Source organism: Anaeromyxobacter sp. Fw109-5 (genome assembly GCF_000017505.1).
Classification (GTDB): domain Bacteria; phylum Myxococcota; class Myxococcia; order Myxococcales; family Anaeromyxobacteraceae; genus Anaeromyxobacter.
The window spans coordinates 2,335,018-2,348,951 of record NC_009675.1; the positions used below are offsets into that span (position 1 = coordinate 2,335,018).

Below are 13,934 nucleotides of genomic sequence, written 5' to 3' on the forward strand. Positions count from 1 at the left end.
GGGGTGGCGCCATCAACGGGCGCGCGGTCCGTTTCCTCGGGGGCGCCGCGCGCGAGGCGCGGACGCGACCCCGTCCGCCTTCGCGGCGCGGCGGCGGGGCTTGCTCGCGGCGGCGCCCGCGGCGGTCGCGGCGGTCGCGGCGGTCGCTCCCGCGCGGCGCGGACGCCGGACCGGCGCGTGCACGCCCAGGAACGCGAGCGTCCGCTCCCCCACGAGCTCGGGGTCCTCGAGGGGCGCGACGTGGGTGCCGCCGGGCACGACCAGCAGCTCGCTCCCCGGGATGGCGTGATGGATCGCCTCGGAGAGGCGCAGGGGCGTGAAGCTGTCGCGCTCTCCGGCCACCACCAGGGTGGGCGCCGTGACGTGGGGCAGGTGCGGGCGCGTGTCGTGGTCCTCGGCCGACGCGAGGAGCCGGACGAACAGCGCCGGATCCACCTCGGAGAGGTCCTCCAGGTAGCGCTCCAGATCGGCCCGCCGCACGCGCGCGCCGTCCACCTCGAAGGTCATCGCGTACGAGAGGGCGAAGTCGGTCGGCACCACCGTCCGGAAGGCGAGGCGCGCGAGGTCCGGGTAGCGGAGCACGAGCTGCTTCGCCCAGGGGAAGGCGTAGCGGAGCACGGAGGAGTCGTGGAAGGTGTCGAGCAGGTGGCCCGGTGCGCCGCACAGGAGGAGGAGGCCGGCGACGCGGTCCGGGTGGCGCCGCTGCAGCTCCAGGGCGACCTGCACGCCCATGGAGTGGCCGGCGAGCACCGCGCGCTCCTCGCCGGCCGCCTCCAGCACCGCGAGCAGGTCGGAGACGCAGTCGTCCACCGTCATGCGCTCGGGATCCGACGGCGCGGCGCTGCGCCCGTGCGCCCGGTAGTTCCAGTGGAGCACCCGGCGCTCGCGGGCGAGCAGCGGCTCGAGCGCCCGCCACACGTAGCCGGCGCAGCCGATGCCGTCGCAGAGGACCACGGCGGGCCCGCCCGCGCCGGCGCTCGTCCAGTGGAGGCGGGTGCCGTCGAGGGCCGTCGCCCGGTGCTCGGTCTTCTCCATGAGCGTCCGCCGTGCCGCGGAGAGCGGCTCGGCCGGGGGCGGGCGGGCGTGTGGCGCCCGCCGCCTGCCCGTCCTTAGGACCATGGCGTAGACTGAGGGGCTCGGAGGTTCAAGCGGAATGTCGCGCGGTCACTCCCACGGGCGGGGGGCACACGGACGGAAGCACGAGGCGCCGCACGGTGAGCGGTGCGACGGGCACGGGCACGGGCACCGGCACCCCGAGCACGAGCACGACCACGGCGAGCACGTGCACGGGATGGGCGGCCACCACGCCGGCGCGAGCCTGCGCCGCCTCGCCGCCTCGCTCGCCATCACCGGCGGAGTGATGATCGCCGAGGCGATCGGCGGGTGGCTCTCCGGCTCGCTGGCGCTCCTCTCCGACGCGGCGCACATGCTGACCGACGCCGGCGCGCTGGGGCTCGCGCTCGTCGCCGCCTACCTGGCCACCCGCCCCGCCAACGACAAGCGCACCTACGGCTACCGGCGGGCGGAGGTGCTCGCGGCGCAGCTCAACGTCGGGGCGCTGCTCGTGCTGTCCGTCTGGATCGTGTGGGAGGCGGTGGAGCGGCTGCGGCAGCCGCACGCCGCCATCGACCTGCGCCTCATGGCGAGCGTCGCGGTGGTCGGCCTCGCCGCGAACCTCGCCATCCTGTGGTTCCTGCACGAGGAGCACACCCTCAACGCGCGCGCCGCGTTCCTGCACGTCCTCTCGGACACCGTCTCCTCGGTCGCCATCCTCGGCGGCGCCGGGGCCATGGCGCTGCGCCCGGACCTGCGCTGGCTCGATCCGGTGCTGTCGCTGGCCATCGCGGCGCTCATCTTGTGGGGCGCGCTCCGGCTCATCTTCGAGATCACCGACATCCTCATGGAGGGCGTGCCGCGGCACCTGGACGTCGCGGCCGTGACCCGCCAGATGGAGTCCGCGCACGGCGTCTCGGCCGTCCACGACCTCCACATCTGGACGATCTCCTCCGGGATGTACGCGCTCTCCGCGCACCTCGTGGTGCACGCGGAGTCGATCGGGCGGAACGACGACATCCTGAACGAGGTGAAGCACGGCCTCCGCCGCTCGTTCGGCATCGACCACACCACGCTCCAGATCGAGTCCGTGGAGTACGAGCACCTCCACGACGTGCACAGCCATTGACCGGCGCCGGCGCCGGCGAGCGGCGGCCGCGTGCTATACCGTCCCCGTGAGCTCGCGCCTGTCCGCGTTCCGGCCCGCCCGCACCGTGCAGCGGCTCGCCCCGCGGAGCGCGGCCTGCCCGCTCTCGGCGCGCGACCTGCTCGCGCCCGCCACCGAGCTCGGCCTGCTGCTGCCCTTCGTCCGCGCGCCGTCGGCCCACGTCGCGCGCGGCGCGCTCGTGGCGGCGAAGGCGCTGGGGAGCGCGCTCGGGCTGGTGCTGCCGAGCGGGGGGCGCGCGGATCGCTGGTTCGCCGAGGTGACCGCCGCGGCGGACGAGCTGGCGGCGGCGCTCCCGCTCGTGCTCGCCGGCGAGGTCGCCGTCGCGGGGGAGGGCGCCCTCGCCGTGGAGCGGGCGTCCGCCGAGACGTGGGCGCTCGTGGACGCGGGGCTCACGCACCTGGCGCTCGACGCCGCCGCGGTGGCGCCGGCGGACCGCGGCCGCGTCCTCTCCGAGGTGGCCGGGCCCGCGGTCGAGCGGGGCCTCGGGATCGAGTGGATCGTGTCCCTGGAGGACGCGTCAGGGAGCGCGGCGCGGGCCGTGGCCGGGCTGGAGGCGCTCGCGCGGCGCGGCTTTCGCCCGGATCTCGCCGGGGTCCGCTGCCCGGCGCCGGCCGACGAGGAGGAGGCGCGCGCGCAGGCGGACGCGCTCGCCCGGCTCGCCCTCGCGCTGCGCGGCACGCCCGTCATGCGGCGTGGCCCCGTGACCCCGGCGCTGCTCGCCGCGCTGGCGCGCTCGCCGGTGCGCGCCTGCGAGGACGGCGGCGCCGCCGCGGAGCGGGCCCTCGGGGGCGGCGCGCCGGCGGCGGGGCAGGGTGAGGAGGCCGAGCGGGCCGAGGCGCGCGCGTTCGCGGAGACCACCGACCTCGTCGAGGGCCTGGCCGCCGCCGGTTCCGCCGCGGCGCTCGCCGCGGCGATGCTGCGCCGCGTCGAGGGTCGCCACCCGTGACCCGCATCATCGCGGGGAGCGCGCGCGGCCGCCGGCTCGCGGCGCCGCGCGGCGAGGCGACCCGGCCGACGAGCGACAAGGTCCGCGGCGCGGTGTTCAACGTCCTGGGCCAGTTCTTCGAGGGTGGGGACGTCCTCGACCTCTACGCCGGGACGGGCGCCCTCGCGCTCGAGGCGCTCTCCCGCGGCTGCGCGAGGGCCGTGTGCGTGGAGGCGGACCGCGGGGCGGCGGAGCTCATCGGACGGAACGCCGCGGCCTGCGGCTTCGAGGGGCGCGTCGACGTGCGGCGGGGGCGGGTGGAGGAGGTCGTGCCACGGCTGGCGGCCGGGGCCTTCGCGCTCGCCTTCGTGGACCCACCGTACGCGGAGGGCCCCGAGGCGGCCCTCGCCCTGGCGGCGCGTTGCCTCGCGCCGGGGGCCCGCGCCGTCGCGGAGCACGACGCCCGCAGGCCGCCGCCGGAGCGGATCGGCGGCCTCGCGCTCGCCGATCGGCGGAGGTACGGTGGCACGGGGATCTCGATCTACGTTAGGGAGTGAGGGATACTCCGCGCCCGCATGCCTCGCCGGACCGCCATCTACCCTGGTTCCTTCGACCCGCTGACGAACGGGCACCTCGCCATCATCCAGCGCGGGCTGAAGGTGTTCGACCGGCTCATCGTCGCGGTCGCGAACAACCCGCAGAAGTCGCCGCTGTTCACGGCGGAAGAGCGGAAGGCGCTCATCTCCGAGGCGGTCGGGAACGACCCGCGCGTCGAGGTGGACTCGTTCAACGCCCTGCTCGTGGACTACGTGCGGACGAAGGGCGTGTACACGGTGATCCGCGGGCTGCGGGCCGTGTCCGACTTCGAGTACGAGTTCCAGCTCGCCAACATGAACCGCAAGCTCCTGCCCGAGTTCGAGGCGGTCTTCGTCATGACCGGCGAGGACTACTTCTTCGTCTCGGCGCAGCTCGTGCGCGAGGTCGCCACGTTCGGCGGCGACGTGACCGGGCTCGTCCCGCCCAACGTGGCGCAGGAGCTGCGGCGCAAGCTCGGCACCCCGGCGCACCGCTAGCCACGCGCTCCCGCGTTCGGGGCGCGTTCCCCATTTCGGTTCTGCTATCCTCGCCGCTTTGGCCGTCCCGGAGGGCGGCCCAAGGCACCTCTGCCCGAGGAGACAACGACCATGAAGCTCGCGAAGCGGCTCGACGCCGTGAAGCCGTCGCCGACCCTGGCCATCACCGCCAAGGCCCGGGAGATGAAGCAGAAGGGGATCGACGTCGTCGGGTTCGGCGCCGGCGAGCCGGACTTCGACACGCCCGCGATCATCAAGGACGCGGCCAAGAAGGCGATCGACCAGGGCTTCACGAAGTACACCCCGACGAACGGCATCCCCGAGCTGCGCGAGGCGATCGCGGCGAAGATCCAGAAGGAGCACCGGATCTCGTACAAGGCGACGGAGGTGCTCGTCTCCTGCGGCGGCAAGCACGCGCTCTACAACCTGTTCCAGGCGCTCCTGAACGAGGGCGACGAGGTCGTCATCTTCACGCCGTTCTGGGTCTCCTACGCAGACATGGTGCGCGTCGCCGGCGGCGTGCCGGTGCTCGTCGAGACCACCATGGACACGGGCTTCGACCCGGCGCCGGAGCAGATCAAGAAGGCCATCTCGCCGCGGACCAAGGCGATCATCGTGAACAGCCCGTCGAACCCGACGGGCGCGATGCTCTCCCGGCGCACGCTCGAGGCGGTGATCGCCGAGGTGAAGGGCAAGGAGATCCTCGTCGTCACCGACGACATCTACGACAAGCTCGTCTACAAGGGCCGCTTCGAGAACGTCCTCGACCTCGACCCGTCGCTGCAGCCGCAGGTCGCGCTCGTGAACGGTGCGTCGAAGACCTACTCGATGACGGGCTGGCGCATCGGCTGGACGGCCGGCCCGCAGGCCCTCATCTCGGCGATGCAGAAGCTGCAGGACAACTCGACCTCGAACCCCACCTCCATCGCCCAGAAGGCGGCGCTCGCCGCCCTCACCGTCGCGGGCGTGGACGAGGAGGTCGAGAAGATGCGCAAGACGTTCGACGAGCGGCGCAAGCACATCGTCGCGCGGCTGAACGCCATCCCCGGGGTGCGCTGCTTCGATCCCGGCGGCGCGTTCTACGCGTTCCCCGACGTGAGCGCGCTCCTCGGCCGCAAGGCGCCGGGCGCCGCCGAGCCGCTCGGGACCGACGGCAAGCTCATCGACCTGCTGCTCGAGAAGCACCTCGTCGCCGCGGTCCCGGGCTCGGCCTTCGGCGCCCCCGGCTACATGCGGCTGTCGTTCGCGACCTCGATGGAGCAGATCGACAAGGGCTGCGACCGCATCGCCGAGATGGCGAAGAGCCTCACCTAGCGTCCCGCATCCAGCCGTCTCCAGGCGCCCCGCCGGCCCCGGGCCGCGCGGGGCGTCGCCGTCTCCGGCGCCGCGCTACGGGCTCGCGGTGAGCGCGCGCAGACGCTGGTACGACGCCGCGCTGGACGGATCCGCGCCCAGCGCGGCGCGGTAGCTCTCGATCGCAGCCCGCGAATCGCCCAGCTGCTCGTACGCGAGCCCGAGGTTGTGGTACGCCGGGGCGAACCGAGGCGCCAACCCGATGGCGGCGCGGAGCGGCTCGATCGCCGCCGCGCCCCGGCCCATCTTCACGTACGTCGCGCCGAGGCCGTTCAGCGCCGTGACGTTCGCGGCGTCCCAGTAGAGCGCGCGTCCATAGGCGCGGAGGGCGTCCTCGTCACGCCCGGCCGCGTGGTACGCCGCGCCGAGGCTCGTCCACGCGACCGGGCTCTCCTCGAGCCGCAGCGCGGTCTCGTACTCGGCGATCGCGCGTGGCAGGTCCCCGGCAGCTTCCAGCGCGACCGCGAGGTTGTAGCGGGGGATCGCGGCGCCGGGCGCCTTCGCGGCCGCGTCGCTCCAGAGCGAGACGTCGTCGCGCCAGGCGGGTTGGCGCGCGGCGACGCCCCAGGCCCACGTCGCGCACAGGACGACGGCCGCGGCGCCGAGCGCAGGCGCGAGACGGGGCCTGGCCGCGACGAGCCGCTGTCCCGCGATGGCGAGGAGCCAGATGAATCCGAGCGACGGGAGGTACAGGTAGCGCTCGGCGAACGGGTTCTCGCCGAGGCGGGTGAGCCACAGGCTCGGGAGGAGCGGCAGCAGCAGCACCGCCAGCGCAACGAGGACGGCGCCGCTCCTCCTCCGCCAGGCGATCGAGACGAACGCCACCACCAGCGCCAGGGCGACGAGGCCCGCGAGCGCACGCGGGTCCGCGATCGACACCACCGGGTCGAAGGGGTGGAACGCGGAGAGGCCCGACGGCACGACGAGCTTCGCGAGGTAGGCCCCGAACAGCGCGCAGACGTTGAGAGCAAGCTGCAGGGTCGTCAGCTCCTGATGCCGCGAGATGGAGGCGAAGCCCCCCAGCGCGCTCCAGCGCAGCAGGAAGTAGAGCCCGATCACCCCGGCGAACGGCGCGTACGCCGCGAGCCACCGCACCCGAACGACCGCGTGCCGCCGGAAGGAGACGTCCCAGGCGACGAGGATCCCCGGGATGACGAGGGCGACCTCCTTGGTGAGGGTCGCGATCGCGAACGCGATGACCGCCCACAGGTAGCGGGGAGAGGCGGAAGGGACGCGCTCGGGCGGGAGCGTGGCGTACGCGTGCAGCGCGGACAGCGCGAGCAGGGCGACGCAGAGATCGGTCGTCGCGGAGATCCAGCTCACCACCTCGGTGTGGATCGGGTGGGCCGCGAACAGGAACCCGGACGCCGCGGCGAGGACGCGCGAGCGCGCCGGCGAGGCTCCGGGCGCCGCACGCAGCACCAGGAGTGACGTGGCGTAGACCAGCACGGAGACTGCCGCGTGCAGCAGGAGGTTGAGGAGGTGAAACCCTCGGGCATCCAGCCCGAAGAGCGCGTTCGCCGCCGCGTAGACGACGTGCATCATCGGCCGGTAGTAGTTGCTGTGGATCCCCAGGTACCCCCAGGCGTCGGACGTGAACGCCGCGAGGAGGCTCGAGGCGTCGCGGATCCAGGGATTCTGCACGACCTGTGGGATGTCGTCGTACACGAACCCGTTGCGCAGCGCGCCGGCGTAGATGGCCAGCGCGAACGTCGCGATCGCGGCGGCCATCGCCACGGAGCGGAACCTCGACCAGGGGCGCCCGGCCGCTGTCGTGCTCGAGCTCGAAGGGATCATGTCGGCGCTTCTCTACCGTGAGCGTCCACCAGAACACCACAGGCGCGGCCGGTCGTCACGCCCGGCCGCCCAGCCGCCTCCTCGCGCCACGGCGTTCGGCGTCGATGTAGGCGCTCGCGATCCGCAGCGGCGCGCGGCGTGGCTCGCCGGGGCGCGGCCCCTTTTTCTTCGCTCGCTCGCCATCCGGGGCTAGAGTCCCGCCACCAACGACGCACCGACCGTGCGTGAAAGGAAAGGAACAGCATGAAGAAGCTGATGTTCGCACTCGCCGCCCTGGCGCTGTCCGCCACCGCCGTCCAGGCGCAGGAGGCGCAGGCGCAGGCGCGGCGGCCCTTCGGCCTCGGCATCGCCATCGTCCCGCTCGAGCCGTGGAACGTCGAGATCTACGCGCCCCTCGCCGTCGCGCCGAACATCCGCGTGGAGCCGTCGCTCGGCGTGTCGACGCGCGACGAGTCCGCCGGCGGCCAGGACACGCGGGACGTGACGATCGGGGTCGGCCTCTTCTACGTGGCGCCCGTCGCGACGGCCTTCGACCTCTACATGGGCGGCCGCCTCAAGCTGAACTTCGCGAAGGTCGACAACGGCGTCAACGACGAGAGCGGCACCGACGTCTCCCTCGCCGCGGCGATCGGTGGCGAGCACTACCTCGCGACGCACTTCTCGCTCGGCGCCGAGGCGCAGCTCGGGTTCTACTCGGAGTCCGATGTCTCCGGCGACGCGTCCGGTCTGTACACGACCGGCCTCGCCTTCCTGCGCTTCTACTTCTAGCGAGGCTTCCCGCGCGGCCCGCGCGCGGTCGGCTCGCGCAGCACCCGACGCCCCGCCGGCTCGCGCCGCGCGGGGCGCCGCCGTCTCCGGCCCGTGTCGGGCGAGGAGGAGGCGGCGCCTACATCACCCGACGATGAGCGCGCTCCGCCGACCGACCACGAGGGGGTGTTTCACGGAAAGGCGATCACCGCGCGATATGCTCCGGGTCCGGTGCGCGCCGGAGGCTCCCGGGACTCGGAGCCCGCCGGGCGCGACGCGGGGTGCGAGGCCGAGCGTCCCTCCGGCCCGCGAGAGGGAAGATGAGCGACTCGCAGCGAGCGCCGGAAGTGGACGCCAAGGGCGGGGATCTTCCCGGTCCCGGCTCGACCCAGGACCGGCGCGCCTGGCTCGCCTGGCTCGCCGCCGCGGCGCTCGTGCTCGCGGTCGGCGGCGGCTGGACCGCCTTCAGCCGCGGGGGGCCCGGCCAGCCAGGGGGCGCGCCGGCCACGCAGGCCGCCGCACCGGAGCGGCCCGACGAGGTGGTGGTCGAGCGGTCCCAGGGCACCATCGAGCGGCTCGGTCCGGCGGGCTGGGAGCCGCTCGCCGAAGGGCAGCTCCTCCTCGAGGACGACACCATCCGGACCGGGCCCGCCGCGAGCGCCAGCCTCGCGATCGGCGACCGGTCGCGCGTCATGGTCTCCGACGCGACGCAGCTCACCGTGCGCGAGAGCGCGGCGGCGGCGCAGCGCCTGCGCCTCTCGCGCGGCCGGATCTCGGTCGATCATCGGCCGGACGGTGCGCGCATGCTCCTCGTCGAGAGCGACGACGGCGGCGCCGTGGCCCGGGCGGCCACCGCCCGGTTCAGCGTGCTCGCGAGCGGGACGAGCCTCGCCGTCGCCACCGAGACCGGCGTCGTGCGGCTCCAGGCGGCGGGCAGGGCCGTCGAGGTCGGGGCCGGGCAGCAGGCACTGTCCTTCCGGGGGAAGCCGCCCGATCCCTCCCTGCCGATCCCCGCCGCGGTCCTGCTCAAGATCGCGCGGACCGCGATGGGCGAGGGGGTGTGCATCGTCAGCGGGCTGGGAGAGCCGGGCGCGGAGGTCCGCGTCGAGGGCCGCCTCGCCGAGGTGAGGCGGGATGGCCGGTTCTCGGTCCGGCTGGCCGCCCGGCGCGGGCTGCGCGCCACGGTCGTCACGCGGGACGCCGCTGGTCACGTCGCGGAGCGTCACGTCGAGTGCAAGCCCCTCCTCGCGGACGACGACGTGTCCGACTTCGCGGTGCGCTGGGGACAGGATGCCTCGCCGCGCCACGCTCGCTAGCTGGACCGCGGCCGCGGTCCTCGCGTCGTCCCAGGCGGCGGCGCAGGGGAGCGTGTCGCTCAGGGCGCCGGATCGCCTCGTGCTGGGGCGGAACGCGAGGGCCGCCATCCAGGTCGAGGTCGAGGGCGCCGGCGACGCGCCGCCGACGCTCACCGTCAACGTCGGCCGGATCGAGCGCCTGCGGCGCGCCGGCGCGGGCCGGTTCGTCGCGGACTACGTCCCTCCCGCGGAGCAGTACCCGCAGGTCGCCATCGTCGCGGCGGGCGCCGGCGACGCCTGGGCGTGGACCGCCCTGCCGCTCTACGGCCGAGGCCTCGCCCTCGCGCGCTCCGTCCCCCACGCGCGCATCCGCGTCACCATCGGCGACGTCCCGTTCGGCCCGGTGACGGCGGACGCGACCGGCGAGGCCCGGGTCCCGGTGGTCGCGCCGCCGGGGGCGCGGTTCGCGTATCACCGGGACAAGCCGCTCGACCTCGAGGTCCCCCCGGTCCTCCACGTCCACCTGGCGCTCGGGCGGGCCGCCGCGCGCGCCGACGCGGCGCACGACGTTCCGCTGAGAGCCTTCGCCGTCACTCCCGCGGGCGCGCCGCGCGCCGGCGCCCCGCTCCGGATCGAGGTGAGCGAAGGCCGGGTCGTGGAGCTCGCGGAGGCGGGGCCGGGGAGCTGGGCCGGCACCTGGCGCCTCGAGCCCGGGCGGGCCGGCGTCGCGAGCGCGACGGCCACCCTGGCGGACGAGCCCGGCCTCGCGGCGGTCGCGCAGCTCCCGCGGGCGCCGGGCCCGCTCGCGCGCCTGTCGGTGCAGCCCGCCGCACGGCGGGTGACGGCAGGCGACGCGGTCCTGCTGCGCATCGGAGCCGCGGACGCGGCGGGAAACCCCGTCGAGGTGGCCCCCGTGGTCGAGGCGACGCACGGCGCGCTCACCAGCCTGGCGCGGGTGGCGGCCGGGACATGGGAGGCTCGCCTCGCCGCGCCGACGCAGCTGGGTCCCCTCCGGCGGGCCGGCCTCGTCGCGCGCGTGGGCGCGGTGGAGGAGCGCGCGGAGCTCGAGCTCGCCGCCGGCCCCGCCGTGGCGATGGAGGTCGCGGCCGAGGCACCCGGGCTCGTCGCGGACGGCGGCGCGGCGGCGCGCGTGCGGGTCCGGCTGCGCGACCGCTTCGGCAACCCGGCGGACGCTGGGGCGCCCGAGGTCACGGCCACGCGGCGCGGGGAGCTGACCGCCGAGCCGGATGGGCCCGGGGCGTGGGTGATCCGCTACCGCCCGCGCCGCGCGCGGGAGGATCGCACCGACACCGTCTCCGTCCGGGCGGGCTCGCTGGCGGGCGAGGCGCAGCTCGCGATCGTCGCGCCGGAGCGGCGGCTGGGGATCGCGCCGAAGCTGGGGATCGCCGCGTCGTCCGCGGGGCTGCTCGCGCCCTACGGTGCCCTCGAGGCGACGTATCGCTCCCGCTGGCTCGACGGTCGGCTCGCCCTCGGGCTCGAGCTCGGACGATTCGTCCACGAGCGGACGGACGCGTCGCGGGTGGGTGACGTCGCGCTCTCGATCCACGGCCGCGCGCGCTACCTGCCGGCGCTGCTGACCGCGCGCTGGCAGGCCTGGGGCCGCGGACGCCAGTCGCTCTGGGCGAGCGCCGGCGGCGGTCTCGCCCACGTCGGGTCGGAGGTGTCGGCGGACGGCGGACCGGCGGCGCTGGAGCAGGGGCTCGTGCCGGTCGTCCACGCCGGGGCGGGGTGGGCGATGGCGATGCGTCGCGGCGGCCCGTTCGTGGAGGCGCGCCTCGCGCGCCACGGCGATCCCGGTTTCGAAGCGCTGCGGGGATCCCTCACCGTGCTCCTCGGCGGACTGGGCTGGCGGTATGACGCGTACTGAGCACGCCCACCTGGCGATCGCGCTCGCGGTCGTCCTCGGTTGCCAGGCGGCGCAGCCGTCCGTCCCGCCGTCCCCGAGCGCCGTGGAGCCGCCGCAGGGCTTCGAGGGGTCCAGCACGACGATCGAGATCGTGGGCACCGGGTTCCACGTGCGTGCGGTCCAGCGCGTCGGCGAGCGCGAGAGCAGGGTGGTGGCGAGGTACCGCGCGTGGGTCGTCGCCTTCGAGGAGGCGTTCGAGCTCGAGGAGGTCGTCTGGCTCGGCCCCACGAGGCTCCGTGCTCGCGTGCCGGCAGGGCTGCCCGTGGGGCGGTACGACGTCGCCGTCGAAGGGCCGTACGGCCGGGGCTCCGTGGCCGGCGCGTTCGAGGTGCTCGCGGGCTCCGCGCCGGCGCTCTCTGCCGCGCTGATCTTGCCGCCTGCGGTGAACGTGGGGCAGCAGCTGCTGGTCGAGGTCACCGCCGACAACGCGGGCGACGCGCCGCTACAGGCCGTCCGCGCGGAGGTCGCCCTCGGAGGGACCGGCGCGCTCGCTCCCGTGATCGCCGGCGCCGGCGACCTCCCCCGGGACCTCGCGCCCGGGGAGCGGAAGACCTTCACGGCGAGCTATCGCGCCGAGACCACCGGCAGCGTGTCCGTGCAGGCCTCCGTCCTCGGCTCGGACCCCCGGACCGGCGCCACGGTCGCTGCGAGCGCGGGCGGGGAGGTGCTCGTCCAGCGCCCGGCGACGCTGGTCGCCACGCTGAGCGCGCCCCCGGGGCCGCTCGCGGTCGGAGAGCTCCCGCTGACCGTCACGGTCACGAACAGGGGCGAGGCGACGGCGGTGGGCGTGCTCCCGGTCGCGCTCACCGACGGCGGCTCGACGGCGGCCCTCGTCGCCGGCCCGGCGCCCTCGGAGCCCGTCTCCCTCGCCGCGGGAGCCAGCGCGACGTTCACGTGGACGAGCCGCGTCGCCGCCACCGGCAGGCTGACGGTCACCGCCACGGTCAGAGGCCTCGACGCGAACGACGGCGGCGTGCGCACCGCGGCCGCGACGGCCAGCCTCGGGTCGATCGCCCACACGACGGAGGTGATCGCCCCGGATCCCTTCAGGGATGGCAGCCCGTTCGCCTTCGTCGCGCCGCTCCGCGGGCAGGTGTACGTGGGCCCGAGCAGCACCGGAACCGGGATCGTGCGCATGCAGCGGGACGGCTCCGCGCCCGAGTCGCTCGAGCTGTCGTTCGCGCTGGACACGGCGGGGAACGCCATGGGCAACACGGCCACGCCGCATCGGTCCATCGGCTACTACGGTTGCCAGACCGACAGCCTCGCCGAGGCATGCGGCCCCGACGACGAGGACGGGCGCGGGCTCCTCACCTCGGTGTCGTTCGCGGGAGAGGAGTGGCTCGTCCTCGGCGGCGCCAGGCTGAGCGGCGACCTCGACTACGTCTACCTGGGCCGCGCCTCGGCGTCCCCGCTCGCGTTCTCGTACGTGGACCTCTCGCAGCTCCTCGGCGGGAACACACGCGGCTTCTCGGCCGCGTTCGCCCGCGGCGAGCGGCTCTACCTCGGCTTCCCCGACAACGGCGGGAACCGCCCGTACGGCGTCGCCCTCCTCGCGCCGCCGCCGGAGGGCGGTGGCCTCGACGCTCGCGCCGGGATCGACGCGATCGATCTGAACCTCCACGACGCGTACGCCGCCTGGAGCGCGAGCTTCGCGAGCGTGTCGATGGTGGACGCGATCGCCGAGCTGGGCGGTCGCCTCTACTTCTTCAACGACGCGGGCTGCCTGGTCTCCACGAGCGCGGCCCCCGCCACGAAGGACGACTTCCGCCCGTGCTCCCCCGCGTCGGGGGCGGAGTACGACCGGAGGAGCTCCGTGGAGCCGACCCGCCAGCACGACCTCGAGCCGGGCGACAGGGCGTGGCCGCAGGCCGTGGCGTGGCAAGGGCGGCTGTACGCCATCCGCAACACGTACACCGGGCCGCAGCTCTGGACGTGCGACCCGGCCGGCGGGGGCACGGATCCGGTCGCGTGCGAGGCGGCGGAGTGGAGGCTGCTCGCGGCAGACCCGGCGACGCTCCGGACGAGGTTGGGGCATCCCGGGGTCACCGCCGCGTCGATGCTGCTCGCCACGCCGACCCACCTCTACGTCGGGCTCGACGATCCCGTCGCCGGCCTCCACGTGCTCCGCACGCGCGCCGCGCTGCCGGCCATCTCGGACTTCGAGGGGCTGGGTGGCGCCGTCTTCGGCGCGCCCGGCACGACCCTGAAGCGGATCTTCGACGCGAAGGTCGTCACGGGGGCGGACGGGCGCGCAGACGTGTTCCTGACGGCCGGCGACGGCAACTCCGCGGTCAGCGTGATTCGCATGGACCCGTAGCGCGGGCGCGCGTCGCCGCGCCCGAAGCGTCGCGGCCCATGTCCGGTGGTCGCCCGTGTGCCCGGTGTGCTGGCGTCCCGGCGGGACGGCGACCCCGCCGCGCGAGGTGTGCTCCTCGCCGTCCGGGAGCCGAGAGGCGGCGGTCCGGCTCGGCGGATAGGCTCCCCGGGAGCTCCCGGGGAGCTCCCGGGGAGAGCTCCCGGGGGCCGCCGGCGGGGGCTCCGACGCGACGCGGCGGGTTCCTCCCCCGGCCGTGTCGAGGTCGCCTCCAGTGTG

At 75.2% G+C, this 13,934-nt stretch carries 11 protein-coding genes; 9 read left to right on the plus strand and 2 right to left on the minus strand.

The annotated features are described in order from the left end of the window. Positions 1-12 precede the first annotated feature (12 nt). Positions 13-1,035 carry an alpha/beta fold hydrolase gene (locus ANAE109_RS10515; RefSeq protein ID WP_143827949.1) on the minus strand — a complete coding sequence of 341 codons (1,023 nt, stop codon included), beginning with the start codon at positions 1,033-1,035 and terminating at the stop codon, positions 13-15. A gap of 118 nt (positions 1,036-1,153) precedes the next feature. On the opposite strand from ANAE109_RS10515, the gene ANAE109_RS10520 reads away from it, so the two are divergent. The 5 genes from ANAE109_RS10520 to ANAE109_RS10540 all read left to right on the plus strand — a co-directional run bounded on the left by ANAE109_RS10520 (position 1,154) and on the right by ANAE109_RS10540 (position 5,533). Continuing rightward, positions 1,154-2,182, plus strand: coding sequence for a cation diffusion facilitator family transporter (locus ANAE109_RS10520; RefSeq protein ID WP_012096844.1), 1,029 nt, complete (start codon positions 1,154-1,156; stop codon positions 2,180-2,182). 46 nt (positions 2,183-2,228) lie between these two features. Continuing rightward, the gene (locus tag ANAE109_RS10525) at positions 2,229-3,167 is read left to right on the plus strand and encodes a hypothetical protein (protein ID WP_012096845.1); all 939 of its coding nucleotides are present in this window, start codon (positions 2,229-2,231) and stop codon (positions 3,165-3,167) included. Further along, positions 3,164-3,703, plus strand: coding sequence for a 16S rRNA (guanine(966)-N(2))-methyltransferase RsmD (gene rsmD / locus ANAE109_RS10530; RefSeq protein WP_012096846.1), 540 nt, complete (start codon positions 3,164-3,166; stop codon positions 3,701-3,703). Before ANAE109_RS10525 ends, rsmD begins: the two co-directional genes overlap by 4 nt. An 18-nt stretch (positions 3,704-3,721) precedes the next feature. Next, positions 3,722-4,219 (plus strand): pantetheine-phosphate adenylyltransferase, encoded by a 498-nt coding sequence (gene coaD / locus ANAE109_RS10535; RefSeq protein WP_012096847.1) that lies wholly within the window; start codon positions 3,722-3,724, stop codon positions 4,217-4,219. A gap of 111 nt (positions 4,220-4,330) precedes the next feature. Continuing rightward, the gene (locus ANAE109_RS10540; RefSeq protein ID WP_012096848.1) at positions 4,331-5,533 is read left to right on the plus strand and encodes a pyridoxal phosphate-dependent aminotransferase; all 1,203 of its coding nucleotides are present in this window, start codon (positions 4,331-4,333) and stop codon (positions 5,531-5,533) included. A gap of 75 nt (positions 5,534-5,608) precedes the next feature. Here the strand turns inward: ANAE109_RS10540 and ANAE109_RS10545 are convergent, their stop codons facing one another. Beyond that, the gene (locus ANAE109_RS10545) at positions 5,609-7,303 is read right to left on the minus strand and encodes a tetratricopeptide repeat protein (RefSeq protein ID WP_234945333.1); all 1,695 of its coding nucleotides are present in this window, start codon (positions 7,301-7,303) and stop codon (positions 5,609-5,611) included. Between the two features lie 309 nt (positions 7,304-7,612). Between ANAE109_RS10545 and ANAE109_RS10550 the strand changes: the two genes are divergently transcribed. The 4 genes from ANAE109_RS10550 to ANAE109_RS10565 all read left to right on the plus strand — a co-directional run bounded on the left by ANAE109_RS10550 (position 7,613) and on the right by ANAE109_RS10565 (position 13,658). Next, on the plus strand, positions 7,613-8,137 hold the full coding sequence (locus ANAE109_RS10550; RefSeq protein ID WP_012096850.1) for an outer membrane beta-barrel protein: 525 nt from the start codon (positions 7,613-7,615) through the stop codon (positions 8,135-8,137). A 299-nt stretch (positions 8,138-8,436) separates the two neighbouring features. Next, positions 8,437-9,432: a FecR family protein gene (locus tag ANAE109_RS10555; RefSeq protein WP_012096851.1), complete on the plus strand. Its 996-nt coding sequence runs from the start codon at positions 8,437-8,439 to the stop codon at positions 9,430-9,432. After that, positions 9,407-11,299 carry a hypothetical protein gene (locus ANAE109_RS10560; RefSeq protein WP_012096852.1) on the plus strand — a complete coding sequence of 631 codons (1,893 nt, stop codon included), beginning with the start codon at positions 9,407-9,409 and terminating at the stop codon, positions 11,297-11,299. Before ANAE109_RS10555 ends, ANAE109_RS10560 begins: the two co-directional genes overlap by 26 nt. Further along, positions 11,286-13,658 carry a hypothetical protein gene (locus tag ANAE109_RS10565; protein ID WP_012096853.1) on the plus strand — a complete coding sequence of 791 codons (2,373 nt, stop codon included), beginning with the start codon at positions 11,286-11,288 and terminating at the stop codon, positions 13,656-13,658. The genes ANAE109_RS10560 and ANAE109_RS10565 overlap by 14 nt, the downstream gene beginning before the upstream one ends. Positions 13,659-13,934: the final 276 nt, after the last annotated feature.

Bases quoted from the DNA above. Each gene is read 5' to 3' on its own strand.
- ANAE109_RS10555 (WP_012096851.1), top strand. From the start codon at position 8,437: ATGAGCGACTCGCAGCGAGCGCCGGAAGTGGACGCCAAGGGCGGGGAT.
- ANAE109_RS10540 (WP_012096848.1), top strand. From the start codon at position 4,331: ATGAAGCTCGCGAAGCGGCTCGACGCCGTGAAGCCGTCGCCGACCCTG.
- ANAE109_RS10515 (WP_143827949.1), bottom strand. From the start codon at position 1,035: ATGGAGAAGACCGAGCACCGGGCGACGGCCCTCGACGGCACCCGCCTC.
- ANAE109_RS10550 (WP_012096850.1), top strand. From the start codon at position 7,613: ATGAAGAAGCTGATGTTCGCACTCGCCGCCCTGGCGCTGTCCGCCACC.
- coaD (WP_012096847.1), top strand. From the start codon at position 3,722: ATGCCTCGCCGGACCGCCATCTACCCTGGTTCCTTCGACCCGCTGACG.
- ANAE109_RS10565 (WP_012096853.1), top strand. From the start codon at position 11,286: ATGACGCGTACTGAGCACGCCCACCTGGCGATCGCGCTCGCGGTCGTC.
- ANAE109_RS10560 (WP_012096852.1), top strand. From the start codon at position 9,407: ATGCCTCGCCGCGCCACGCTCGCTAGCTGGACCGCGGCCGCGGTCCTC.
- ANAE109_RS10545 (WP_234945333.1), bottom strand. From the start codon at position 7,303: ATGGCCGCCGCGATCGCGACGTTCGCGCTGGCCATCTACGCCGGCGCG.
- ANAE109_RS10520 (WP_012096844.1), top strand. From the start codon at position 1,154: ATGTCGCGCGGTCACTCCCACGGGCGGGGGGCACACGGACGGAAGCAC.